This is a genomic window from Nocardioides pakistanensis, from assembly GCF_054781215.1.
Genome location: NZ_BAAGUV010000017.1, coordinates 65,790 through 86,835 on the forward strand (window position 1 = coordinate 65,790; position 21,046 = coordinate 86,835).

25 protein-coding genes and 1 tRNA gene are annotated in these 21,046 nt (G+C 70.7%); 12 read left to right on the forward strand and 14 right to left on the reverse strand.

Features of this window, described 5'->3' with window-relative positions; genetic code table 11:
• Positions 1-20: 20 nt before the first annotated feature.
• Together pstB and ACYVIH_RS07805 are read left to right on the forward strand one after the other, a co-directional pair.
• Positions 21-800: a phosphate ABC transporter ATP-binding protein PstB gene (pstB, locus tag ACYVIH_RS07800; RefSeq protein ID WP_460867878.1), complete on the forward strand. Its 780-nt coding sequence runs from the start codon at positions 21-23 to the stop codon at positions 798-800.
• 107 nt (positions 801-907) lie between these two features.
• Positions 908-1,150, forward strand: a complete 243-nt coding sequence (locus ACYVIH_RS07805) for a thioredoxin family protein (protein ID WP_460867881.1) — start codon at positions 908-910, stop codon at positions 1,148-1,150.
• Between the two features lies 1 nt (position 1,151).
• On the opposite strand, the gene ACYVIH_RS07810 is transcribed toward ACYVIH_RS07805, so the two are convergent.
• Positions 1,152-1,457, reverse strand: a complete 306-nt coding sequence (locus tag ACYVIH_RS07810; RefSeq protein ID WP_460867883.1) for an ArsR/SmtB family transcription factor — start codon at positions 1,455-1,457, stop codon at positions 1,152-1,154.
• Between the two features lie 29 nt (positions 1,458-1,486).
• Here ACYVIH_RS07810 and arsB point away from each other — a divergent pair, with 29 nt between their 5' ends.
• Positions 1,487-2,578 (forward strand): ACR3 family arsenite efflux transporter, encoded by a 1,092-nt coding sequence (gene arsB, locus ACYVIH_RS07815; protein ID WP_460867885.1) that lies wholly within the window; start codon positions 1,487-1,489, stop codon positions 2,576-2,578.
• Positions 2,575-2,988, forward strand: coding sequence for an arsenate reductase ArsC (locus ACYVIH_RS07820; RefSeq protein WP_460867887.1), 414 nt, complete (start codon positions 2,575-2,577; stop codon positions 2,986-2,988). Before arsB ends, ACYVIH_RS07820 begins: the two co-directional genes overlap by 4 nt.
• Positions 2,989-3,137: 149 nt before the next feature.
• Here the strand turns inward: ACYVIH_RS07820 and ACYVIH_RS07825 are convergent, their stop codons facing one another.
• From ACYVIH_RS07825 to ACYVIH_RS07840, 4 genes are all read right to left on the reverse strand, one after another.
• Positions 3,138-4,163 carry an inorganic phosphate transporter gene (locus tag ACYVIH_RS07825; RefSeq protein ID WP_460867889.1) on the reverse strand — a complete coding sequence of 342 codons (1,026 nt, stop codon included), beginning with the start codon at positions 4,161-4,163 and terminating at the stop codon, positions 3,138-3,140.
• 2 nt (positions 4,164-4,165) lie between these two features.
• Entirely contained in the window at positions 4,166-4,783 is a 618-nt protein-coding gene (locus ACYVIH_RS07830) for a DUF47 domain-containing protein (protein WP_460867891.1), read from the reverse strand.
• Positions 4,784-4,905: 122 nt separating this feature from the next.
• A complete protein-coding gene (locus ACYVIH_RS07835; RefSeq protein WP_460867893.1) occupies positions 4,906-5,100 on the reverse strand; it encodes a hypothetical protein in 195 nt (64 codons plus the stop codon).
• Positions 5,101-5,302: 202 nt separating this feature from the next.
• Positions 5,303-5,506 carry a cold-shock protein gene (locus ACYVIH_RS07840; RefSeq protein WP_011757695.1) on the reverse strand — a complete coding sequence of 68 codons (204 nt, stop codon included), beginning with the start codon at positions 5,504-5,506 and terminating at the stop codon, positions 5,303-5,305.
• Between the two features lie 331 nt (positions 5,507-5,837).
• Here ACYVIH_RS07840 and pta point away from each other — a divergent pair, with 331 nt between their 5' ends.
• From pta to ACYVIH_RS07855, 3 genes are all read left to right on the forward strand, one after another.
• Entirely contained in the window at positions 5,838-7,925 is a 2,088-nt protein-coding gene (pta, locus tag ACYVIH_RS07845) for a phosphate acetyltransferase (RefSeq protein WP_460867896.1), read from the forward strand.
• Positions 7,922-9,118 (forward strand): acetate/propionate family kinase, encoded by a 1,197-nt coding sequence (locus ACYVIH_RS07850; RefSeq protein ID WP_460867897.1) that lies wholly within the window; start codon positions 7,922-7,924, stop codon positions 9,116-9,118. Before pta ends, ACYVIH_RS07850 begins: the two co-directional genes overlap by 4 nt.
• Before the next feature lie 108 nt (positions 9,119-9,226).
• Positions 9,227-10,687, forward strand: coding sequence for a hypothetical protein (locus ACYVIH_RS07855; RefSeq protein ID WP_460867899.1), 1,461 nt, complete (start codon positions 9,227-9,229; stop codon positions 10,685-10,687).
• 15 nt (positions 10,688-10,702) lie between these two features.
• On the opposite strand, the gene ACYVIH_RS07860 is transcribed toward ACYVIH_RS07855, so the two are convergent.
• On the reverse strand, positions 10,703-11,986 hold the full coding sequence (locus ACYVIH_RS07860) for a DUF1501 domain-containing protein (protein WP_460867902.1): 1,284 nt from the start codon (positions 11,984-11,986) through the stop codon (positions 10,703-10,705).
• 8 nt (positions 11,987-11,994) lie between these two features.
• The gene (locus tag ACYVIH_RS07865; protein ID WP_460867904.1) at positions 11,995-13,494 is read right to left on the reverse strand and encodes a DUF1800 domain-containing protein; all 1,500 of its coding nucleotides are present in this window, start codon (positions 13,492-13,494) and stop codon (positions 11,995-11,997) included.
• Positions 13,495-13,663: 169 nt separating this feature from the next.
• On the opposite strand from ACYVIH_RS07865, the gene ACYVIH_RS07870 reads away from it, so the two are divergent.
• Together ACYVIH_RS07870 and pcp are read left to right on the forward strand one after the other, a co-directional pair.
• Positions 13,664-13,879, forward strand: coding sequence for a hypothetical protein (locus ACYVIH_RS07870; RefSeq protein WP_460867906.1), 216 nt, complete (start codon positions 13,664-13,666; stop codon positions 13,877-13,879).
• Between the two features lie 17 nt (positions 13,880-13,896).
• Positions 13,897-14,538 carry a pyroglutamyl-peptidase I gene (gene pcp, locus ACYVIH_RS07875; RefSeq protein ID WP_460867908.1) on the forward strand — a complete coding sequence of 214 codons (642 nt, stop codon included), beginning with the start codon at positions 13,897-13,899 and terminating at the stop codon, positions 14,536-14,538.
• Here pcp and ACYVIH_RS07880 read toward each other — a convergent pair.
• The 3 genes from ACYVIH_RS07880 to ACYVIH_RS07890 form a co-directional block, all read right to left on the reverse strand.
• Entirely contained in the window at positions 14,531-15,541 is a 1,011-nt protein-coding gene (locus tag ACYVIH_RS07880; protein WP_460867910.1) for a zinc-dependent alcohol dehydrogenase, read from the reverse strand. The genes pcp and ACYVIH_RS07880 overlap by 8 nt on opposite strands.
• A 119-nt stretch (positions 15,542-15,660) precedes the next feature.
• Entirely contained in the window at positions 15,661-16,431 is a 771-nt protein-coding gene (locus tag ACYVIH_RS07885) for a CatB-related O-acetyltransferase (protein ID WP_460867912.1), read from the reverse strand.
• Between the two features lie 28 nt (positions 16,432-16,459).
• Complete coding sequence (locus ACYVIH_RS07890) at positions 16,460-17,467, reverse strand: alpha/beta hydrolase (RefSeq protein WP_460867914.1); 1,008 nt, start codon at positions 17,465-17,467, stop codon at positions 16,460-16,462.
• 72 nt (positions 17,468-17,539) lie between these two features.
• Between ACYVIH_RS07890 and ACYVIH_RS07895 the strand changes: the two genes are divergently transcribed.
• On the forward strand, positions 17,540-18,037 hold the full coding sequence (locus ACYVIH_RS07895) for a thioesterase family protein (RefSeq protein WP_460867917.1): 498 nt from the start codon (positions 17,540-17,542) through the stop codon (positions 18,035-18,037).
• A gap of 50 nt (positions 18,038-18,087) precedes the next feature.
• Here the strand turns inward: ACYVIH_RS07895 and ACYVIH_RS07900 are convergent, their stop codons facing one another.
• Together ACYVIH_RS07900 and ACYVIH_RS07905 are read right to left on the reverse strand one after the other, a co-directional pair.
• Positions 18,088-18,390, reverse strand: a complete 303-nt coding sequence (locus ACYVIH_RS07900) for a hypothetical protein (RefSeq protein WP_460867919.1) — start codon at positions 18,388-18,390, stop codon at positions 18,088-18,090.
• Positions 18,391-18,525: 135 nt separating this feature from the next.
• Positions 18,526-18,723: a PH domain-containing protein gene (locus ACYVIH_RS07905; RefSeq protein WP_460867921.1), complete on the reverse strand. Its 198-nt coding sequence runs from the start codon at positions 18,721-18,723 to the stop codon at positions 18,526-18,528.
• Positions 18,724-18,839: 116 nt separating this feature from the next.
• Between ACYVIH_RS07905 and ACYVIH_RS07910 the strand changes: the two genes are divergently transcribed.
• Positions 18,840-18,912 (forward strand) — tRNA-Lys (locus ACYVIH_RS07910).
• Positions 18,913-19,099: 187 nt separating this feature from the next.
• On the opposite strand, the gene ACYVIH_RS07915 is transcribed toward ACYVIH_RS07910, so the two are convergent.
• The gene (locus ACYVIH_RS07915) at positions 19,100-19,459 is read right to left on the reverse strand and encodes a hypothetical protein (RefSeq protein ID WP_460867925.1); all 360 of its coding nucleotides are present in this window, start codon (positions 19,457-19,459) and stop codon (positions 19,100-19,102) included.
• A 195-nt stretch (positions 19,460-19,654) separates the two neighbouring features.
• Between ACYVIH_RS07915 and ACYVIH_RS07920 the strand changes: the two genes are divergently transcribed.
• Positions 19,655-20,320 carry an FMN-binding negative transcriptional regulator gene (locus ACYVIH_RS07920; protein WP_460867928.1) on the forward strand — a complete coding sequence of 222 codons (666 nt, stop codon included), beginning with the start codon at positions 19,655-19,657 and terminating at the stop codon, positions 20,318-20,320.
• A gap of 11 nt (positions 20,321-20,331) precedes the next feature.
• Here the strand turns inward: ACYVIH_RS07920 and ACYVIH_RS07925 are convergent, their stop codons facing one another.
• Positions 20,332-20,994 carry a hypothetical protein gene (locus ACYVIH_RS07925; protein ID WP_460867930.1) on the reverse strand — a complete coding sequence of 221 codons (663 nt, stop codon included), beginning with the start codon at positions 20,992-20,994 and terminating at the stop codon, positions 20,332-20,334.
• Positions 20,995-21,046 lie beyond the last annotated feature (52 nt).

Below are 21,046 nucleotides of genomic sequence, written 5' to 3' on the forward strand. Positions count from 1 at the left end.
AAAGCCGAAAGCGAAGCCCCATGGCAAAGAGCATCGACGTCTCGAACCTGAACATATACTACGGCGACTTCCTCGCCGTGGAGGACGTCTCCATGACCATCCCGGCGAAGTCGGTGACCGCCCTGATCGGGCCCTCCGGCTGCGGGAAGTCCACCTTCCTGCGCTCGCTGAACCGGATGCACGAGGTGATCCCGGGCGCCCGCGTCGAGGGCAAGGTGGTGATCGACGGGCAGGACATCTACGGTCCCGAGATCGACCCGGTGCAGGTACGACGCCAGATCGGCATGGTCTTCCAGCGACCCAACCCGTTCCCGACGATGTCGATCTACGACAACGTGATCGCCGGGATGCGGCTGAACAACAAGCGGATGAAGAGGTCGGAGTCCGACGACGTCGTGGAGAAGTCGCTGCGGGGAGCGAACCTCTGGGAGGAGGTCAAGCAGCGGCTGAACCGTCCCGGCGCCAGCCTCTCCGGCGGCCAGCAGCAGCGACTGTGCATCGCCCGCGCGATCGCCGTCGAGCCCCAGGTGCTGCTGATGGACGAGCCGGCCTCCGCCCTCGACCCGATCTCGACCAGCGCGATCGAGGACCTGATCCACGAGCTGAAGACCGACTACACGATCGTGATCGTCACCCACAACATGCAGCAGGCCGCCCGGGTCTCGGAGGACACCGCGTTCTTCAACCTCGCCGGCGCGGGCCTGCCCGGACGTCTGGTGGAGATGAACCCGACGCGGAAGATCTTCTCCACGCCCGACCAGCCCTCCACCGAGGCCTACATCTCCGGCCGCTTCGGCTGACCGAGAGGGCCGGGTAGCCGGCCGCGAGGGGGCCGTTCGGCCCTGCGCATCCGCGCATGCGCACCCCTACGGTTGCCGTATCGCGGCACGACAGTGGGAGGACGGCAATGGTGCTCAAGATTCTCGGCTCGGAGAACGAGTGCGACGCACTGGAGAAGGCGACCCGGACCGCGCTGCACGACCTGATGCTCGACGGGATGCCGCTCGAGCGGGTCACCGACGCCAGGCAGGTCGCCGCGCACGGCGTGCGGCGCACACCGGCCCTGCTCGCCGACGGCCACGAGCTGGTGTCGGGCAGGGTGCCCACCGCGGCCGAGCTGCAGGCTCTGCTCTCCGCCGCGAAGGTGTGACTCAGTCGCAGGCTGGGCGGCGCAGGTCCGAGGTGCTCCGCGCGCCGGCGGCGAGCTCGCCGAGCCGGGCGGCCAGGCCGTCGAGGACCTCCGGCACCAAGCGGTAGTAGGTGTAGCGGCCGGCGGGTTCGGCCTCCACCAGCCCCGCCTCACGCAGCACGCGCAGGTGGTTGGACACGTTGGTCTGTCGGGCACCGGTCTCGGCGACGAGGTGGCAGGTGCACAGCTGTTCCCGGGCGAGGAGCTCGACGATCTGCATCCGGAGCGGGTCGCCGAGGATCCGGAACACATCAGTGTGGACTGACATCAGCATTCTTTGATACGTTACCTGATGTGGTGAACCACCTCCAGACCCCGCGCGAGACGCATGTCGTCGAGCGTCTCTCCACCCTCGACCGGTTCCTGCCCCTCTGGATCGGGCTGGCGATGGTTGCCGGACTGCTTGCGGGCCGCTGGATCCCCGGCCTCAACGACGCGCTCGACGCGGTGAAGGTCGCGTCGGTGTCCCTGCCGATCGCGCTCGGCCTGCTGCTGATGATGTACCCGGTGCTGGCCAAGGTCCGCTACGACAAGCTCGACACCGTCACCCGCGACAGGCGGACGCTGGTCCTCAGCCTTCTGCTGAACTGGGGCCTCGGTCCGCTGCTGATGTTCACCCTCGCCTGGGTGTTCCTGCCCGACCTGCCGGAGTACCGCACCGGCCTGATCATCGTCGGCCTGGCGCGCTGCATCGCGATGGTGATCATCTGGAACGACCTGGCCTGTGGCGACCGCGAGGCCGCTGCGGTCCTGGTCGCACTGAACTCGGTGTTCCAGGTGCTCGCCTTCGGCGTGCTCGGCTGGTTCTACCTCGACGTCCTGCCCGGTTGGCTGGGCCTGGACACCACCGGCCTGGACGTGTCCCCGTGGACCATCGCCGGCAGCGTCGTGGTCTTCCTCGGCATCCCGCTCGCGGCGGGCTACCTGAGCCGTCGGATCGGCGAGAGGCGCCGCGGCCGCGAGTGGTACGAGTCGACCTTCCTGCCCCGGGTGGGGCCCTGGGCGCTCTACGGTCTGCTGTTCACGATCGTGCTGCTGTTCGCGCTGCAGGGCGAGGCGATCACCTCGCAGCCGCTCGACGTCGCGCGGATCGCGCTCCCGCTGCTCGCCTACTTCGCGATCATGTGGACCGGCTCCCTGGCGCTCGCCTGGGCGGTCGGGCTCGGCTACGAACGCTCCACCACGGTCGCCTTCACCGCCGCGGGCAACAACTTCGAGCTCGCAATCGCGGTGGCGATCGCGGTGTTCGGCGTCACCAGCGGCGAGGCGCTGGCCGGCGTGGTCGGCCCCCTGATCGAGGTGCCGGTGCTGGTCGGCCTGGTCTACGTCAGCCTCTGGGCCCGGAAGTTCTTCCCCCGTGCCTCGCGTCCCCGAAAGGCCCTGTCATGAGCAAGCCCAGCGTCCTCTACGTGTGCGTGCACAACGCCGGCCGCTCCCAGATGGCTGCGGCGTACACCAGGCACCTGTCCGGTGGCGCGGTCGAGGTCCGCTCCGCCGGGTCGGAGCCCGCCGACCAGGTCAACCCGGCAGCGGTCGAGGCGATGCTCGAGGAGGGCATCGACCTGTCTGCCGCGCAACCCAAGATCCTCACCACCGAGGCGGTCAAGGACTCCGACGTCGTGATCACGATGGGGTGCGGCGACACCTGCCCGATCTTCCCCGGCAAGCGCTACGAGGACTGGGTGCTCGAGGATCCGGCCGGCAAGGGCGTCGAGAGCGTCCGGCCGATCCGCGACGAGATCCGGCGCCGGGTGGTCGAGCTGCTCGAGTCCCTGGGTGCGCCGGTCCGCACCGGGTGACGGCTCCCCCGAGGATCGACCCTGCCGACCTCGGACGGGGCCGGGTCCCGGCAGGTGCGTCACGATCGGTCAGCTGAGCGGTTGTGACGTGCGATGTTGCTGAAACGCCGTCACAAGGGTTCAGCTGAACGGTTGTGACCGAACTCTGCTCAGGGCAGCACTTCGAGGAAGTAGTGCGCCACGCCGTAGCACGCGGCCGCCACGATGCCGGCCGCCGGGAAGGTCAGCACCCAGGCCATCACGATCGAGCGCGCCACACCCCAGCGCACCGCGGAGAACCGCTTCGTGGCGCCGGCGCCCATCACCGCGGAGGTGATGATGTGGGTGGTCGAGATCGGCGCGGAGAACGCGAACGCGGTGGTGTACAGCACACCCGCGGCCACCGACTCCGAGGCGAATCCCCGGGCCGGGTCGAGGTGGATGATCCGCCGGCCCAGCGTGCGCATGATCCGCCAGCCGCCGGAGTAGGTGCCGAGTGAGATCGCACCGGCCGCGGCGACGATCACCCACACCGGCAGCGGGTCGCCCTGGGAGACGTAGCCGCCGGCGAGCAGCGCCAGGAAGATCACGCCCATCGTCTTCTGGGCGTCCTGGAGCCCGTGGCCCAGCGCCATCGCCGCCGCCGAGGCGGTCTGGGCGAACCGGAAGCCGCGGTTGGTGCGGTGCGGGTTGCTCTTCCGGAACAGCCACATGATCGCCAGCATCACCAGGAAGGCCGCGGTGAACCCGAACAGCGGCGAGGCGACCATCGGGATCACGATCTTGTCCAGGATCACGACCCACTTGACCGGGTCGAGCGCGTCACCCTGGAGGAAGCCGTAGCCCATCGCCGCGCCGACCAGGCCGCCGATCAGGGCGTGCGAGGACGACGACGGCAGGCCGTAGTACCAGGTGATCAGGTTCCAGGTGATCGCACCGATCAGCCCCGCCATCACGACCACCAGCCCGGCAGTGCCGGTCGGCGGGCTGATCACGTCGCTCACGGTCTTGGCGACCTTCTGACCGAGGAAGGCACCGACGAAGTTCATGACCGCGGCCATGATCAGCGCCACCCGCGGGGTGAGGGCACGCGTCGAGACCGAGGTCGCGATCGCGTTGGCGGCGTCGTGGAAGCCGTTGGTGTAGTCGAAGACGAGGGCGACGACGACGACCGCGATGATGATCGCGAGCTCCACGCTCAGGACTCCTTGACGGCGATCTGCTCGACGGTGTTGGCGACCGTCTCGAACGCGTCGATCGCCGCCTCCAGCGAGTCGACGATGTCCTTGAGCTTGAGCACCTCGAGAGCCTCGAACTCGCCGCCGAAGAGCTTGGCGAGGATCCGGCGGTAGGACCGGTCACCCATGTTCTCGAGCCGGTTGATCTCGATCCAGTACTCGTCGAGGTCCTTCATCGTCTCCAGCCGCGGCATCGACTCCGCGGTCAGCTCCGCCGCCCGCTGGAGCACCTCGACCTGTTCGGCGAGCTCGCCGGGCAGGTCGTCGACGCCGTACAGCACGACGAGGTCGACGGCCTCCTCCATGTGGTCCATCACGTCGTCGAGCCCGGAGGCGAGGTTGTAGATGTCCTCGCGGTCGAACGGGGTGACGAACGTGGAGTTCACCCGCCGGATGATCTCGTGCGTCGTCTCGTCGGCCTGGTGCTCGGCCTCCCGCATGCGGGTGGCGATGGCCTCCCGGTCGTTGCCCTCACCGAGCATCTCGGCGAGGAGCGCGGCGCCGCCGACGAGGTGCCGGGCCGACTGTGCGAAGAGGTCGTAGAACGTGGCGTCGACCGGTCGGAAGCGCAAACCCACGGGAAACTCCTGACAAACCGGAAATGGACCACCGGACATGCTAGAGCGTCGGTGGCCCGTGCAGCCAAGCCGCCTGCCACACCGGCGGCGAGGCGCTCGTCACGTCGACCGGCGTCGACGCGTCAGTCCGCGCGGCGTTGCTGCTCGGGCACCGGCACCTGGCTGGCGTCGGCCGCCACGAGGCCGAGGAGACGGTCGACCTGTTCCTGGCTCAGCGACGCCTCTGACTCACTGGCGGCGATGATCAGGTTGGTGGTCAGCTCGACCTCGTCCAAGAGCTCGGCGTCTTCGAGCGGGACGTTCAGCTTGTCGTCCACGACGCGGCTCCTCTCCTGCATGGCCATGACACTACCTATCCGTCCGTCCCGACGCCGCCCACGGGTCGCGAGGGTTCCCGAGCCCATTCTCGCGGACGGAGTGAGTCCTACCCATAGTCAAAGCGGGCAAAACAAAGACCCCGACGGGTTACCGTCGGGGTCTTTGGTGTCTATGCCTTAGTGACTAGACGTTCCCTCTGGATCAGATGGGGCGAACGTTCTCAGCCTGGGGGCCCTTGGGGCCCTGGGTGACGTCGAACTCGACCTTCTGGTTCTCGTCGAGGGACTTGTAACCCTGCGTCTGGATCGCCGAGTAGTGCACGAAGACGTCGTCGCCGCCGTCCTCCTGCGCGATGAAGCCGAAACCCTTCTCGGCGTTGAACCACTTAACGGTGCCCTGAGCCATGCTCACTTACTCCTCTAACGGGGCGTGAGACCGTCACTTCGACGGCCCCGCTCCAGGTGCGGTGAAACGCCGTGCCCCCTCGAAAAGCATTGAGCTACTGAGAAGAAACGCCGTCGGATCACAAACTCCGCGGGCGTAACCTGCTGGAACTTGCACCTGGTGCACTGACGAGACTACCAACGATCTCGCCGAAAGCCGATACCGGAAGGTGAAGAGCTGTCGGCGATGTCGGGACGGCCCCGTGAACGCCGCTGGGACCTTGGACCCGATTCCTCGGCGTTGGTCCCACGCAGGTGGGTGGATCAGACATTTCACATCTAGGCTCGAGCACATGGGTCGCAGCGTCTACATCGCCTCGGTGGAGGGATTCACCGGCAAGTCCACGATCGCCCTGGGCGTCCTCGAGCAGCTCTCCCGGCGGGTCGAGCGGGTCGGCGTCTTCCGGCCGATCGTGCGCGCCGACGCCGACCGCTACGGCGGCCGGGACTACGTGCTGGACCTGCTCACCGCCCACGACTCGGTGACGTTGACGTACGACGAGTGCGCCGGCGTCACCTACGACGAGGTGCACGAGAACCCGACCGCGGCGCTGGACCGGATCGTCGAGCGCTTCCACCAGGTCTCCGACCGGTGTGACGCGGTCGTCGTGGTCGGCAGCGACTACACCGACGTCGGCACACCGACGGAGTTCTCCTACAACGCGCGGATCGCCGCCAACCTCGGCGCACCGGTGCTGCTCGTGCTCAACGGGGCCGACCGCAGCGCCGAGGACCTGCACACGGTCACCGAGATGGCGGTCAACGAGCTGCACGCCAACCACGGCACCCTGTTCGCGGTCATCGCGAACCGGGTCAGCGCCGCCGACGTCGCCAAGGACATCGAGGCGCTCTGCACCGAGGACGTCCCGGCCTACGCGATCCCCGAGGAGCCGCTGCTGAGCGCGCCGTCGGTCAGCGACCTCATCGGCGCGATCGACGGGCAGCTGATCAGCGGCGACGAGAGCCTGCTCAGCCGCGAGGTCACCGGCCTGGTGGTCGCCGCGATGACGATGCCCAACGTCCTCGACCGCCTCATCGAGGGCGCCGTCGTGATCACCCCGGGCGACCGGCCCGAGGTGGTGCTCGGCGTACTCATGGCGCACACCTCCCCCGACTTCCCGCAGATCTCCGGCATCGTGCTCAACGGCGGGCTCGAGCTGCCGCCCCAGGTGACGCGGCTGATCAAGGGCCTGGGCGTGACGATGCCGATCATCACCACCGAGCTGGGCACCTACGCCGCCTCGGCAGCCCTCACCGCCGTGCGCGGCCGGCTCACCAAGGACGCCCCCCGGAAGGTGGCCACGGCGCTCGCGCTGTTCGGCAAGCACGTCGACGGCGACGAGCTGCTCGACAAGCTCGAGGTGGCGCGCAGCGAGGCGGTCACCCCGCTGATGTTCGAGCACCAGCTCATCGACGACGCGGTCGCGGACTGCAAGCACATCGTGCTGCCCGAGGGTGAGGAGGAGCGGGTGCTGCGCGCGGCCGACATCCTGCTGCGCCGCGGCGTCGCGGAGCTGACCCTGCTCGGCGACCCGATCCAGATCAGTGCCCGCGCCGCCTCGCTCGGCGTCGACGTGTCGAAGGCGACCCTGCTCAGCCCGTTCGACGAGGAGCTGCGCGAGCGGTTCGCGCAGGAGTACCACGCGCGCCGCAAGCACCGCGGGGTCGACCTCGACGAGGCGCGCACGGTCGTCACCGACGTCTCCTACTTCGGCACGATGATGGTCCTGCTCGGTCTCGCCGACGGCATGGTGTCCGGCGCCGCCCACACCACCGCACACACGATCCGGCCCGCGCTCGAGGTGGTCCGCACGCTGCCCGGTGTCTCGGTGGTCTCCTCGGTGTTCTTCATGTGCCTGGAGAACCAGGTCCTGGTCTACGGCGACTGCGCGGTCAACCCGGACCCGACCGCCGAGCAGCTCGCCGACATCGCGATCTCCTCGGCTGCCACCGCGGCCGCGTTCGGCGTCGAGCCGCGCGTCGCGATGCTGTCCTACTCCACCGGCGCGTCCGGCTCGGGCAGCGACGTGGAGAAGGTCGCCAGGGCCACCGCGATCGTCAAGGAGCGGGCGCCGGAGCTGCCGGTCGAGGGCCCGATCCAGTACGACGCCGCCATCGACGTCGCCGTCGCCCGGACCAAGCTGCCCGACTCCGAGGTCGCCGGACGCGCGACGGTGTTCATCTTCCCCGACCTCAACACCGGCAACAACACCTACAAGGCCGTGCAGCGCTCGGCCGGCGCGGTCGCGGTGGGCCCGGTGCTGCAGGGGCTGCGCAAGCCGGTCAACGACCTGTCCCGGGGCGCGACCGTGCGCGACATCGTCAACACCGTCGCGATCACCGCGATCCAGGCCCAGCACATGCCCGAGGAGTCCCGATGAGCCGCGTCGTCCTGGTCCTCAACGCGGGGTCGTCCTCGCTGAAGTACAGCCTCGTCGAGGGCGACACCGGTGAGTCGCTGGCCGGCGGCCTGGTCGAGCGGATCGGCGAGTCCCACGGCATCCTCACCCACCGGACGCCCGACGGCGTGGACCGGCTCGAGCAGCCGATCGCCTCCCACGAGGAGGCGCTGACCGCCGTACTCGCCGCCTTCGAGAAGCACGGGCCGAGCCTGGACGGGCTCGACCTCGCCGCGATCGGGCACCGGGTGGTGCACGGCGGCGACCGGTTCGCCGACCCGGTGGTGATCGACGAGGAGCTGGTCGCGAAGGTGCGCGAGCTGATCCCGCTCGCACCGCTGCACAACCCCGCCAACCTCGAGGGGATCGAGGTTGCGCGCCGGATCTTCCCCGACCTGCCGCACGTGGCGGTGTTCGACACCGCGTTCCACCAGACCCTGCCGGAGCACGCCTACACCTACGCGGTGCCGCTGGCCTGGCGCGACGAGCACCACGTCCGCCGCTACGGCTTCCACGGCACCTCGCACTGCTTCGTCTCCCGGGAGGCCGCGCGGCTGCTCGGCCAGGAGCCCGAGGAGGTCAACGTGATCGTCCTCCACCTCGGCAACGGCGCCTCGGCCACGGCGGTCGCCGGCGGCAGGTCCGTGGACACCTCGATGGGGCTCACCCCGCTCGAGGGTCTCGTGATGGGCACCCGGTCCGGTGACATCGACCCGGCGCTTCCGGCGCACCTGCACCGCCAGCAGGGCTGGTCGCTCGACGAGATCGACCGGGTCCTCAACCGCGAGTCGGGACTGAAGGGCCTGGCGGGCGAGAACGACTTCCGCGAGCTCGAGCGGATGGTCGGCGAGGGCGACGAGGCCGCGCAGCTGGCGTTCGACGTCTACTGCTACCGGGTCCGCAAGTACGTCGGCGCCTACACCGCGGTGCTCGGCCGGGTGGACGCGATCGTGTTCACCGCCGGCGTCGGGCAGCACTCCGCCGAGGTCAGGGCGGCCTCGTTGAGCGGGCTCGAGAACCTCGGCATCGAGGTCGACGCAGAGCGCAACGGCGTCGTGACGGGTCGTGAGGCCGCGGTCGTGTCCACCCCGGACAGCCAGGTTGCGGTGATGGTGATCCCGACGAACGAGGAGTGGGAGATCGCGCGCCAGTCGCTGGCCGTCGTACCGTCCTAGCTCCTGCCGGCAAGCGGGAAGGATCCGGCGAAACCCTCCCGTCCCAGCAGTCACTGGGGTTACGTTGTCAAGGCGACACGCCGCCTCGATCGATCCCTGGGAGCCTGCATGGTCCGGACGCACCTCGGCCGGCTGCTCAGCGCAGCGCTGCTCCTCACCGGCCTGCCGTCGGCGGCGACCGCCGTGTCGGCGCCGGCGGGTGCGGCGGTCGACGGCTACGCCGGGTACGACGGCCAGTCCACCTGTGCCTCGGAGGTGCTCCCCGGCACGGCGTACCTCCTCGACCACCTGGTGCGCACCCACCCCGGCACGCGGGCGGTGTCGACGCTGCGCGCCTGCGCCGGGGACAACGTCTCCGAGCACAAGGACGGCCGGGCGCTGGACTGGGGCGTCGACGCCGACGTCGAGGCGGAGCGGCGGCTGGCCTACGCCTGGCTGGACAAGGTGTTCGCCAGCGACGCCCGGGGCAACGAGCACGCGCTCGCCCGGCGGATGGGGATCATGTACGTGATCTGGGACGACCGGATCTGGCGCGCCTACGACGGGTTCCAGGAGCGGCCCTACGCGCCCTGCGGGGACAGACCGGACTGCTCGAAGACGCTGCGCCACCGCGACCACGTGCACGTCTCGCTGTCCCGCTCCGGAGCGGCCGCGCAGACCACGTTCTACCGGCAGCGCAACGTCCCCTCCGTGCCGGTGCTCCTGCCGCGCACGAACCAGCTCGACCCGGTCGGCACCGCCGAGGTGACCGTCGAGGTCCCCGCCACCGGCCGGGTGGTGACCACGGACTTCGAGCTCAGCGAGGGCACCGGCTATCGGATCGTCGCCGACGGCCTGGTGCGCACCGGCCCGGGCGCCCGGGTCGCCGACCCCGCGTGCCGGTGGACCCGCGCCGGCTGGTCACCCGGCCCCGTGCTCCGTGTCGCCGGCACCGACCCGTGGGGCACGAGCTGCACCGACAGCCACACCTACGAGACCACGTTCACCGCGACGCAGACCGGACCGCTCTCTCTCCGGGTCGCCGGCGCCGCCGGACCGGGCGTGGAGGGGACGTTCACGTTCGCGATCCTCCGGGAGGACCTCCCGGCCACGACGGTGGCGACGCGCCGGCCGCTCGGCTCGGCCGAGCCGCGAGCCGCCCGCCGCAGCCCGCAGCGGGGCCGGCCGCTGAAGTCCGAGGAGGTCACCGTGCGTGCCGCGTCCGCGCGTGGCGTGCTGACCGAGCGGGGCCTGCGGCGCAAGGACCGCTACCGGGTCGTGGTCACCGGCACGGCGGCGAGCGGTGAGACGCTCTTCGACGGCCAGTGCGTGAGGTACGCCGGACGCTGGCGCCCGCAGCACACCCTCGACCTGACCACCCCGGCCGCCGACCACCTCGCGCTCTACATCCAGGGCGTGAAGGTGCCGCTCCGGGTGCCCGGGTCGAGCCGCCCCTGCGACGGGAAGGCGCACCGCTACGTCGGGGTGTTCCGGCCGGTCGTCGACGGCCGGTCCCAGGTCAAGATCTGGGACCCCTACAGCCACGCCGACAACACGGGTGCCCTGACCGTCGTGCTCAAGCGGCGGTGAGGCGCCCGCGGGAGGTCAGCGCATCACGCCGAGCGGGCGGTACTTCAGCCCCGGGAACACCTGGCTGATCGACCGGTCAGGGAACCGCTTGGTGATCACCTCGCCGAGCACGTTGCGGTAGTCGGTGGTGACCTTCAGGTCGCCGTCCTCGAGCGAGGTCGGGATCAGCCACGGCCAGTTGCCGTAGTACTTCCCGCCGCGCACGCCGCCGCCCATGACCAGCATCATGTTGCCCCAGCCGTGGTCGAGGCCGCGGTTGCCGTTCTCGGCCACGCGCCGGCCGAACTCGCTGATCGTCACCAGCGTGACCCGGCTGCGCAGCTCCGGGCCGAGGTCGCGCATGAAGGCGTCCACGGACTGCGCGAACGCACCGACCATGCCCTGCATCTCGCCCTGGCCCTGGTCGCCGTACTCGCTGTGCATGTCCCAGGAGCCGAAGTCGACCGAGATGATCTCCGCACCCACGTCGGCCCGGATCAGGTGGGCGGTGTCCTTGAGCGCGTCGGCCAGCGGCTTCGCCGGCCACGACTCGGGGTACCGCACGGCGTTGCGGGGGGCGTAGACCTGGTCCGCGATCGGGCCGAGCTGGGCGGCCACCTTCATCGCGGACCGGCCGGCGCTGCCGAGCGGGCCGGGCGCCTTGCCCCAGACGGTGCTCAGCTGGGCGCGGCGCTTGGCCGCCCAGCCGTTGTCGGTGCCAGGCAGGTTGAACCCGTCGAGCTTGGTCGCCGACAGCGTCGGCGCGGGCCCGGCGAGCATGGTCGGCACGACGCGGCCGTTGATGTGCACCGCCTCGCTCGGCGAGGAGCCGCCGCCGAGGCCGATCATCCGGTTCACCCAGCCCCGCCGCACGCTCGACGTCGGGTCGGCGTCCTCGATCTCCTCCATCGCGAGGAAGTGCGACCGGTTCGGCCGCTCCATCCCGACCGCGTGTACGGCGGCCAGCTCACCGCCGTCGAACATCCACGCCAGCGGCTTCATCGACGGGTGCAGCCCGAAGAAGCTGTCCTTCGCGACGAGGCTGGCCGCGGGCACGCTGATCCGCGGACGCGCCGCGTAGTAGCCGGGGTCGGCGTGCGGGACGACCATGCCGAGGCCGTCGATGCCGCCGCGCATGCTCATCACGACCAGGACGTTGCCGCCCCGGGTCGCGCCGAAGGAGGTCTGGCGCAGCGCGTCGCCGAACATCGTGGTGGCCACGGCGCCGGCGCTGGTTGCGGCGGCCGCCTGCAGGAAGCGGCGTCGCGAGAGGTTCGCTGCGCGCTCGTAGTCGGCGCAGCTGAGCAGGTCGTCGGTCATCGTCTACCTCAGCGAGACATGTGGGTCGGGGAGTCCAGCAGGACGGTGATCAGCCGGACGAACATCCAGTCGGCGACGGCGTGGTCGCGGGTGATGACCTCGCCGGGACGGATGCCGGTGGCCTGGACGGCGGCCTTGAGCATCTGCGGCGTCGAGCCACGCCCGTGCACCATCCGGCACAGGTGGTCGACGTACTGGTCGAACCGGATCCGCCGCTGCGGCAGCCACGACTTCGGCGAGCGGTAGGCCACCCGCTGGTTCGGCCACCAGCCGCCGGCGAGGTTCCAGTGCATCTTGAAGCTCGAGAGCATCCGGCTCGCCGAGGACCAGGAGGCGTTGTCCAGGGGTGCGCCGTCGGGCCGTGGCCAGGAGTAGAGCTGGTCGCCGCCGTGCGCGTAGGCGATCGCGGTGGCGAAGGACTGGTCGGTGGTCGGCTTGGCAGCGCGTACGCCGAGCACCCGCGCGGTGTGCACCATGTCGTCGATCGGGGTGCGGACCTTCTTGCCCGCCGAGGCACGGAACTCCTTGTGCGCCACCAGGGCCCGCAGCACGGCCTTGATGTCGGTGCCGGACCGGGTGAAGACGCTCGCCAGGTGGTTCACCAGCCCGGCCGAGGGGGTGTCGGAGACGAACCGCACCGCGAGCTTGCGGGCGATCGTCCGCGCGGTCGCGGGATGGTGGGCGAGGTAGCGCAGATAGGCCTTGGCCACCTCGCTGCCGTCGGGCCGCTGGTTGGCGTGGCTGAAGCCCAGCACCCGGACCCGGCCGGTGGTGTGCCGGCTCGGGTCGTAGTACGCCTTCCACGAGCCGCGGACGTCGACGGTGAAGCCGGAGAGGATCTTCGCGGAGTCCTTGACCATCTCCTCGGTGTAGCCGGAGCTGCGGCCGACCGTGTGCAGCTCGAGCAGCTCCCGGCCGTGGTTCTCGTTGGGCGCGCCACGGACCGACAGCCGGTTGTCCAGGAACACCAGCATCGCCGGGTGCAGGGTGACCGCCTCGAGCAGCTGGTCGAACCGCCCGAACGCGTGCTGGCGGATCGCCTCGTCGTAGCTGTCGCGCCAGACCCAGGCGAGGTCGCCGTTGGAGGAGATGTGGAAGTGGTCGGACCAGAAGTCGACCATGGTCTCCAGCACGGGACGGTTGGAGTACATCCGCTTGAGCATCGTGTAGGCGCCGAGGTCGCGGCCGTACTCCCAGCCCTCGTGCCGGCCGCTGACGTGGTTGTCCCAGCGGGTGGCCGGGCTGTGCCGGCGCTGCGGGAACCAGCTGTCGACGGCCTTGGCGAGCGGGCCCTCCGGGATGCTGGAGGGCCGCATCTGCTGCTCGAGCCACTTCCGCGACCCACCGGCGCGGCGCATCTGTGCCCAGGTCTCGCGCGAGTAGCCGACGCCGAGACGGTTCATCACGTGCAGGTCCGCCCGCGAGGGCACGCGGGTCTTCCGGTAGGGGTTGACGCGGTAGGACGGCGCGCGCATGGCGACGCGCGCGACGAGGGACGTGGAGGTCAAGCGGTCCTCACCCGGGATCTGAGGCCGTGGCCGGCCGTGGCACAACGGACTCTTTACCTATCGGCCGGGCTGGTCCGGGACTTTACGAATTCCACGGCCGCGCATGGAGACGGCGCGGGCCGGGTAGCACCGAGTGAGCAAGGACACGAGCCCTGGGGAGGGAGCGGCTGTGCAGGTGGACAAGGACGACGTGGTGGGTCTGCTGCGATCACGCGGCGAGCACGACAAGGCAGCCAGCGTGGACTGCGCGCTGCCCAAGCAGGTGGACACCGAGGCCGACGCCGGGCTGCTCCACCAGTTCGACGTCAACGTCAGCGAGATCGCGCAGGCGGTCGCCGACGACGATCCGGAGCCGGACGCTCCGGTGGCGGGCGCCGGCGCCTGAGCGCCTATCGTGGCCGGGTGCCCACGACGATCCTCGTGACCGGGTTCGAGCCGTTCGGCGGGATGCCGGTCAACCCCACGGAACAGCTGGTCTCCGCCCTCGACGAGGCCGCGGTGCCGGGCGTCACGTTGCACACGGCGGTCCTGCCGGTGGCGTACGACGAGTGCGCGAACGTCGTACGCGACCTGCTGGACCGGCACGAGCCGGACGCCGTGATCGCGTGCGGGCTCGCCGCCGGACGGGCCGCGGTGACCCCGGAGCGGATCGCGGTGAACGTGAAGGACACCGCCAGCGACCAGTCGATCGCCGACAACACCGGCCGGCGACCCAGCGACGAGCCGATCGCCCCCGACGGCCCGGACGGGCTGTTCTCCACGCTGCCGGTGCGCGAGATCGTGGTGGCGCTGCAGGCCGCGGGCATCCCGGCGGCGATCTCGAACACCGCGGGCACCTACATCTGCAACAACACGATGTACGCGGTCCTCGACCACCTGCGCCGGGCCGGGCGCAACGTGCCGGCGGGGTTCCTCCACTTCCCGGCCTCGACCGAGATGGCCGTCGGCGACCCGCGGCTGCCGAGCCTGCCGATGGCCACCATGGAGCGGGCACTCCAGGTGGCCATCGACACGGTGGTGACGTCGCTGTCCCGGGTCAGCTGAGGTCGAAGACCAGGCGCGCGGGGACCTTCCCGCTGAGCACCTCCTCGAAGCACTCGTTGACGTCCTCGAGCCGGCGGGTCTCGGCGACCACACGGGTCCGGCCCTGGGCGTGCAGGTCGAAGCACTCGGCCAGGTCGTTGCGGGTGCCGACCAGCGAGCCGATCACCGAGATCCTCTTGAGGACGTGCTCGAAGACCGGCAGCTCCAGCCGGTTGTCCGCGGGCAGGCCCACCAGGACCAGCCGGCCGTTCGGGTTCAGCGCGTCGTGCGCGGCGCGCATCGCCTGCGGCGAGGGCACGGTGACGACGGCGACGTCCACTCCGCCGAGGGCGGCCAGCTGCCCGGCCTGGTCCCCACGGGCGTCGACGGTGTGGTCGGCGCCGAGCTCGCGGGCCAGGGCCAGCTTCTCGTCCTCGACGTCCACGGCCACGGTGGTGGTGCCGAACACCTTGGCGTACTGCAGGGCCAGGTGTCCCAGGCCGCCGACGCCGACGACCATCGCGGTCTCGGCCGGCTTCGGCTGGGCGACCTTGAGCGCCTTGTAGGTGGTCACGCCGGCGCAGGTGATCGGCGCGGCGTCGAGGGAGCTGACGCCGTCCGGCACCTTCACCACGTGGCTGGCGTAGGCCAGTGCGAACTCGGCGTAGCCGCCGTCCATCGTGTAGCCCATGTACTGCGGGGTCTGGCAGTAGGTCTCCCAGCCGGCGACGCAGTACCGGCAGTGGCCGCAGGCGTAGCCCAGCCAGGGCAGCGCAACCCGGTCCCCGACCGCCACCGGCGAGTCGCCGTCGCCGACCTCGACGACCCGGCCGACCCCCTCGTGCCCGGGGATCAGCGGCATCTTCGGCTTGACCGGCCAGTCCCCGCGGGCGGCGTGGATGTCGGTGTGGCACAGCCCGCTGGCCTCGATCTTGACCAGGACCTGTCCCGGCCCGGGGGTGGGCACGGGCACGTCGCGGATCTCGAGAGGGGCGGCGAGCTCGGGGACGACTGCGGCTTTCATGGTGGCTCCGATGAGTGGTTGGGGGTCTCTGTCCACCCAGCAGTCAACCGGCGCGGCCCCGGTCCGGTCAGGGTGCGAACGGCCTCACCTGCCGGTGCCGGAGGTCCCGACCGGACTGGTCATCTCGGAATGCCGAACCTGCGTCTCCTCGGCGGCGGACCGGCCTGCTCCCCCGGGGTCGCCTGCGCCGGCTGCGGTGCCGGCGGGGCGAGCACGACCTCGTCCGCGGCGTAGGGCACCAGCCCGGTGTCGACGCGCCGGCGCAGCTCGGTGACCGCCGTACCGACGTCGTCGAAGGCGATCCCGTCGAGCTGGTTCGGGGAGAACCGCCACCACTGCAGCGTCCGGAGCGCCTCGACGGTCTCGTCGTCGAAGCGCTGTCCGATCGGGCGGGCGGGCACGCCGCCGACGATGGCGTACGGCGGTACGTCGCGCGTGACGACCGCCCCGGCGGCGACGACCGCACCGTCGTGCACGGTGACACCGCGCAGGATGGTCGCGCCCGCGCCGATCCACACGTCGTTGCCGATCACGACAGGGCCCTTGCGGAAGCTCCCCTGCGCGGCCTCCGCCGGGACCCGGGTGGAGCACGCCGCGGCTGCGGGATGCCAGCCGAACCGGCCCGCGTCGTACTGGAACGGTGAGGTGCTCATCCAGTCGACGGGGTGGTCGGGCTCGCCGATCCGGACGTCCGCGGCGATCGAGCAGTAGCGGCCGATCGAGGTGCAGTAGTCGACAACACCGCCGAGCAGGTAGCTGAACGCACCGACGCGGGTCCGGGTCGCGAACGTGGTCGGCCCCATGAACCACGCCGGCGCCTCGACGGTGACCTCGGAGCTGCGCTTGTGCTGGACGTTGCGCCGTCCGCGGATGGTGGACTCCGGACTCATGCGCGGCATGCTTCCACACGCGGCAAGGTCAGCCCGATCGGCGCCAGCGGCCAGCGGCCACGTCCCAGAAGGCGTCGAGGTCGGGGCGCCAGGTGGTCCACCAGTGCAGCCCGCACGGGCGATGGTTGTTGACGTGCTCGACGCCCGAGGCGCTCAGCGCCGAGCTGAACGCATCGGCCTGCCGGCGCATCTGGGGTTCGGTCGTCGCGGTCGGGTAGGCCAGGTTGGCGACGTCCTCGGGGCCGCAGGGCAGGCCGTTGCCGCTCGACAGCCAGACCGTGGTGTGCCTCAGCCTCGCCGCGCCGTGCAACGGGTCGACGGCTGCCCAGGCATCGCCGTGGGTCACCGGGTCACCCAGCGGCCCGGCGGCCAGAGGGTCGTCGCCGGCGCACACCTTCTCGGCCTCGAACATCGCGAAGGCCGCCGGCTGCCCGGCCGGGTCGCGCAGATCGACCGCTCCGGAGAGCACCCCGAGCTGGCCGAAGACGCCGGGGAACCGCTCCGCGAGGTGCGCGGCGGAGAGACCACCGCCGCTGTACCCGGCGATCGCCCGGTGCCGGCGGTCGGCCTTGGTGCGCCAGGTGCGGTCGACCCAGTCGACCAGCTCGCGGCCGACGAGCGTGGCATCCTGCCGGTGTCCGTCGACCCAGTCGACCGCCAGGCCGGTGATCGGGCTCATCCGCGGCATCACGACGATCGCCTGCTCGCGCTTCGGTCTGCTTCGCGAGTCGTCCAGGAGGCCGCCGTACTCGATCCAGCTGTCCTCGTCGCCCTGCGCCCCGTGCAGCAGGTAGAGCACCGGGTAGCGCCTCGCGTCCTTGCGGTAGCCGGGTGGCAGCACGACGGCCACGTCGACGCCGTCGACCACGGCCCGACGCAGCCGCGGATGCGGCGGGGTGTCGGTCTGCCCGCCGGGCTCGGCGCAGACCGGCGCGAGGCCCGTGGGCCCTGGCGGCGGCACGGCGCCCGCGGAGCAGACGGGAAGCCCGGCGGCCACCAGGGCAAATGCTGGGGCGAGGAGGCGAAGCGCGCGCATGCCCGTCCAACGAGGCGGTGCGGTGCAAGGTGACGGGCAGGCGCTGGCCGGCCAACCAGTAAGGTCACGCCCATGACAGCGGCCCACCCCACATACGAGCAGCTCAAGCCCCTGCCGGCGTACGTCGAGCAGCCGGTCCCGATCGCCTTCGAGGACGCCAACGGCCACCTGAACGTCCGCCACTACACCGGCATCGCCAGCGAGGGGCTCGACGAGTCGCTCGTCAAGGTGGGGATCCCGCAGAACTGGCCGGCCAGCGGACACGCCTGTTTCTCCGCAGAGCACCACCTGGTCTACCTCGCCGAGCTGCGCACCGGCGACCGGATGTCGGCTCGCGTGCGGCTGCTCGGTCGCTCCGAGCGGGCTGCGCACGCGCTGGTGTACCTGCTCGACGACTCACACCAGCGGCTGAGCTTCGTGATGGAGGAGATCTTCCTCCACATCGACATGGAGACCCGCCGCACCGCTCCGTGGCCCGACGATGTCGCGGCCGCTCTCGACGAGCAGATCGCGGCCGACGCCGAGCTGCCCTGGGAGCCGGACACCTCGGGGTCGATGCAACTGCGCTGACCGGCATCGCTTGACGACCGCCGAGTCGATCGGCTGGGACAGGAGCTCGATCACAGCGAGGGCTCCGCGCGCTCCCGTTCCCTCATGGCACGCACGGCCCTGACGGGGACGCCCGCGCAGGGCATCAGTGCTGAGTGTGACTCGTAGGCCACGCGGCAGGAACTGCAGTAGACCTCCAGCACCTGGAGGCGCGTGCCGGTGGGCAGGACGTGACGCCCCGTGCGGGCCGCGTGCTCCGCACGCCCGCCGACACTGCGGCTGGTGCCGAGCGCCACGAGAGCGGCGGCAACCCACTGGTGCTCCCCGGCTCCCAGCGTGCAGTGCCGACCCTGGTGCATCGCCTGTGTCGTCATCGGATCCCCCAACCTCAAGCTTTTACACGGACATCTTCCGTGCAAAATCGCTCTGCGCAAATAGCGCATTCGGGTCAGTTCTTCCGTCCCGTTGGGCGTCACGTGCCACGGACAGGCCACTGCAACGGCAGCCGGTCAGAGGACGTGGTGCCCGATCAGCTGGCTGATGTGCTGGATGTTCACGTTGCCCTTGAACTCGAGGCGCACCTTCCCAAGGCCGCTGAACCAGAGCTCGAGTTCCGAGTCGAGGTCGAACGTGCCTGCGGTCTCCACGCTCCAGGCTTGAATCTTGCTGAGCGGGAGCGACGTGTAGTCCCGCCTACGTCCGGCCACTGACGTGCCTGGTCCTCCCGCGCCCACGGCGGGAGGGACTTCGGCGTACCTGACATACTGCACGCGCGACACGGGGTCCACTCCCGAGGACCGTTCGGGTGAAGTCCCCATGTCCCGGGCCTCTAGCTCAATTGGCAGAGCAGCGGACTTTTAATCCGCGGGTTGTGGGTTCGAGTCCCACGGGGCCTACCTGGTCCGGTGCGCTGCGCCGGCGGACGCCGCCTCGATGCCTCGGCGATGTCAGGTGGACAGGCAGTTTCGCAGAACGGACTCACTGCAGAGCGGGACCTCCTGCCACGCACAGCCAAACTGCCTGTTCATCTGCCCGAGGCAACCCCGCCTGCAAGGCCCCGTCGCGCGCGCTGCACCAGCGGCGTCATGCGGGACCGTGCCGCGGACCGGCTACACGTGCAGTCCCCCGCCCGCTCCGGTCGCGCGACCGCCGGGCGAGGTACCGCATCACGAGCACCACCGTCGCGGTTGCGAGCACGCTGGACAGGAGCACCTCGTCGCGCGAGAGTCCGTCGATGTTCGGCTGGAGCTCTTCCTCGTCCGCCCATCCGAACAGGCCCTCGCTGGTGAGCACCCCGAGGCCGAAGCAGACGACGGTCGTGATCAGCAGCGCCCAGAGCCGGCGCGCTCTGGCGCCGTTCACGAGGATGCCGGCGACCACCCCGAAGCCGAGCGACATCCCACCGAGCACCACCAGTCCTTGCAGTCCCAGGTCCCACTGCATGGCTGACCTCCCTTCCCGGGACCCCACCCCTACTACCAGGGTCGGTACACCGTCCTCGACCCACCACCGCCGGAAGACCCGTCCGACGGGACGACGGACCCCTGAGTCACGCAGTGTCGAGGCACTACGTTTCACTCATGGACGAGGGCACCGCTTCCATGCCGACTGGCGGCCCGATGACCCAAGGAGCCCGACATGCTGATCCACCCGTGGGACGCCGCGGTCAGCGAGGCGGAGTGGCGTGACTGGTTGGCATCGACCGGCCGGTTCGGCGTCCTCGCGGTCAACAACCTCGACCCGGCTCAGGCTCCCCTGGTGCTGCCGACGCACTTCACCGTGGCCGGCGACGAGCTGCTGCTCCACCTTGCGCGCCCCAACCCGGTCTGGCCGCACCTGGAGGCGGCCGTCGAGGTGCGGATGACCGTGATCGGCGACTACGCCTACGTGCCCGGCTACTGGCGAGCGCCGGAGGACCGCCCCGAGGCCGAGGGCGTGCCGACGAGCTACTACGCCGCCGTCCAGCTCGTGTGCCGTCCGACGGTGATCGACGACTCGCAGGCGAAGGCCGACATCCTGGACGCCCAGCTCGGCGACCTTCAGCCGGAGGGCCGACACGCGGCCATGACGGTCGAGGCGGCGCCGTACGGACGCATGCTAGTCGGGATCCGGGCCGTCCGCCTCGCTGTGCTGCGCGTCGAGGCGAAGTTCAAGTACGACGACCACAAGCCGGTCGGACACCGCGAACGCGTGACCGCTCGTCTCGAGGAGCGCGACCACGGCCTGGACCGAGGCGCGGCCGCGCAGCAACGTCGGCGCCTCGAGGCGATCGGGGACTGGCAGGCCGGCCAGGACAGGAGCTGACGCCGCGGCGTTCACCTCGCGACGTGGCCGGGCGGGGTGGCGTCCTCATCGACGCCGACCTGCCGCACCTCCAGCGCCGGCTGCGCGAGCAGGTCGTCCACGAGTGCCGCGGGGCCGCCCACGCAGCGCCAGTCGTCGTCCCAGAGCCACGACACCAGCCACGACCGGTCGGCGGGGAACATCAGGTCCGGCCCGGGCGCGCGCCAGGAGAAGGGGTCGGTCCGCCACGCGAGCGCCTGCTCCGGTCCGGCCTTGACGAGGACGTAGGGCCAGTCGGCGTACAGCCTGACCCGCGGCGCGTCGGGGAAGACCAGGTCATCGGCACCGGTCTCGAGGAAACCCAGCCACCAGTCCTGGTCATCGGAGCTCCGTCGCAGCGTCTGCACGAGCAGCTCCAGGTCGGCAGCACGTCCCTCGTCCCGGTCCGGGACCACGACCGTCGCGTAGGCCTCGAAGACCGGCGGGATCGCGGTCGCGATGCTCAGGCCGACGCCCGCGGTGCCCTCGGCGATCCAGGCGACGTCCGCCTCGGTGCCGATCAGCCAGTCGCGTCCGTCCTTGCGGCGGGTGGTCGTCTTGCCGGCACGAGCCCGGCCCGGACCGGACGTGCCGGGCTGGACGCCGGGCACCGCTGCCCAGTCCCCCTGCTCGTTGCCGCGGTCGTCTGCGCTCACCCCGCCATCATGGACGCGGCACGAGGACGGGTCCACCGGAGCCGGCCGGCAC

Excerpts from the sequence above, each read along its gene's own strand:
- ACYVIH_RS07860 (WP_460867902.1), bottom strand. The coding sequence starts at position 11,986 with ATGACCGACGACCTGCTCAGCTGCGCCGACTACGAGCGCGCAGCGAAC.
- ACYVIH_RS07895 (WP_460867917.1), top strand. The coding sequence starts at position 17,540 with ATGACAGCGGCCCACCCCACATACGAGCAGCTCAAGCCCCTGCCGGCG.
- ACYVIH_RS07920 (WP_460867928.1), top strand. The coding sequence starts at position 19,655 with ATGCTGATCCACCCGTGGGACGCCGCGGTCAGCGAGGCGGAGTGGCGT.
- ACYVIH_RS07810 (WP_460867883.1), bottom strand. The coding sequence starts at position 1,457 with ATGTCAGTCCACACTGATGTGTTCCGGATCCTCGGCGACCCGCTCCGG.
- ACYVIH_RS07900 (WP_460867919.1), bottom strand. The coding sequence starts at position 18,390 with ATGACGACACAGGCGATGCACCAGGGTCGGCACTGCACGCTGGGAGCC.
- ACYVIH_RS07855 (WP_460867899.1), top strand. The coding sequence starts at position 9,227 with ATGGTCCGGACGCACCTCGGCCGGCTGCTCAGCGCAGCGCTGCTCCTC.
- pta (WP_460867896.1), top strand. The coding sequence starts at position 5,838 with ATGGGTCGCAGCGTCTACATCGCCTCGGTGGAGGGATTCACCGGCAAG.
- ACYVIH_RS07880 (WP_460867910.1), bottom strand. The coding sequence starts at position 15,541 with ATGAAAGCCGCAGTCGTCCCCGAGCTCGCCGCCCCTCTCGAGATCCGC.
- ACYVIH_RS07885 (WP_460867912.1), bottom strand. The coding sequence starts at position 16,431 with ATGAGTCCGGAGTCCACCATCCGCGGACGGCGCAACGTCCAGCACAAG.
- ACYVIH_RS07805 (WP_460867881.1), top strand. The coding sequence starts at position 908 with ATGGTGCTCAAGATTCTCGGCTCGGAGAACGAGTGCGACGCACTGGAG.
- pstB (WP_460867878.1), top strand. The coding sequence starts at position 21 with ATGGCAAAGAGCATCGACGTCTCGAACCTGAACATATACTACGGCGAC.
- ACYVIH_RS07820 (WP_460867887.1), top strand. The coding sequence starts at position 2,575 with ATGAGCAAGCCCAGCGTCCTCTACGTGTGCGTGCACAACGCCGGCCGC.
- ACYVIH_RS07850 (WP_460867897.1), top strand. The coding sequence starts at position 7,922 with ATGAGCCGCGTCGTCCTGGTCCTCAACGCGGGGTCGTCCTCGCTGAAG.
- ACYVIH_RS07890 (WP_460867914.1), bottom strand. The coding sequence starts at position 17,467 with ATGCGCGCGCTTCGCCTCCTCGCCCCAGCATTTGCCCTGGTGGCCGCC.
- ACYVIH_RS07840 (WP_011757695.1), bottom strand. The coding sequence starts at position 5,506 with ATGGCTCAGGGCACCGTTAAGTGGTTCAACGCCGAGAAGGGTTTCGGC.
- ACYVIH_RS07915 (WP_460867925.1), bottom strand. The coding sequence starts at position 19,459 with ATGCAGTGGGACCTGGGACTGCAAGGACTGGTGGTGCTCGGTGGGATG.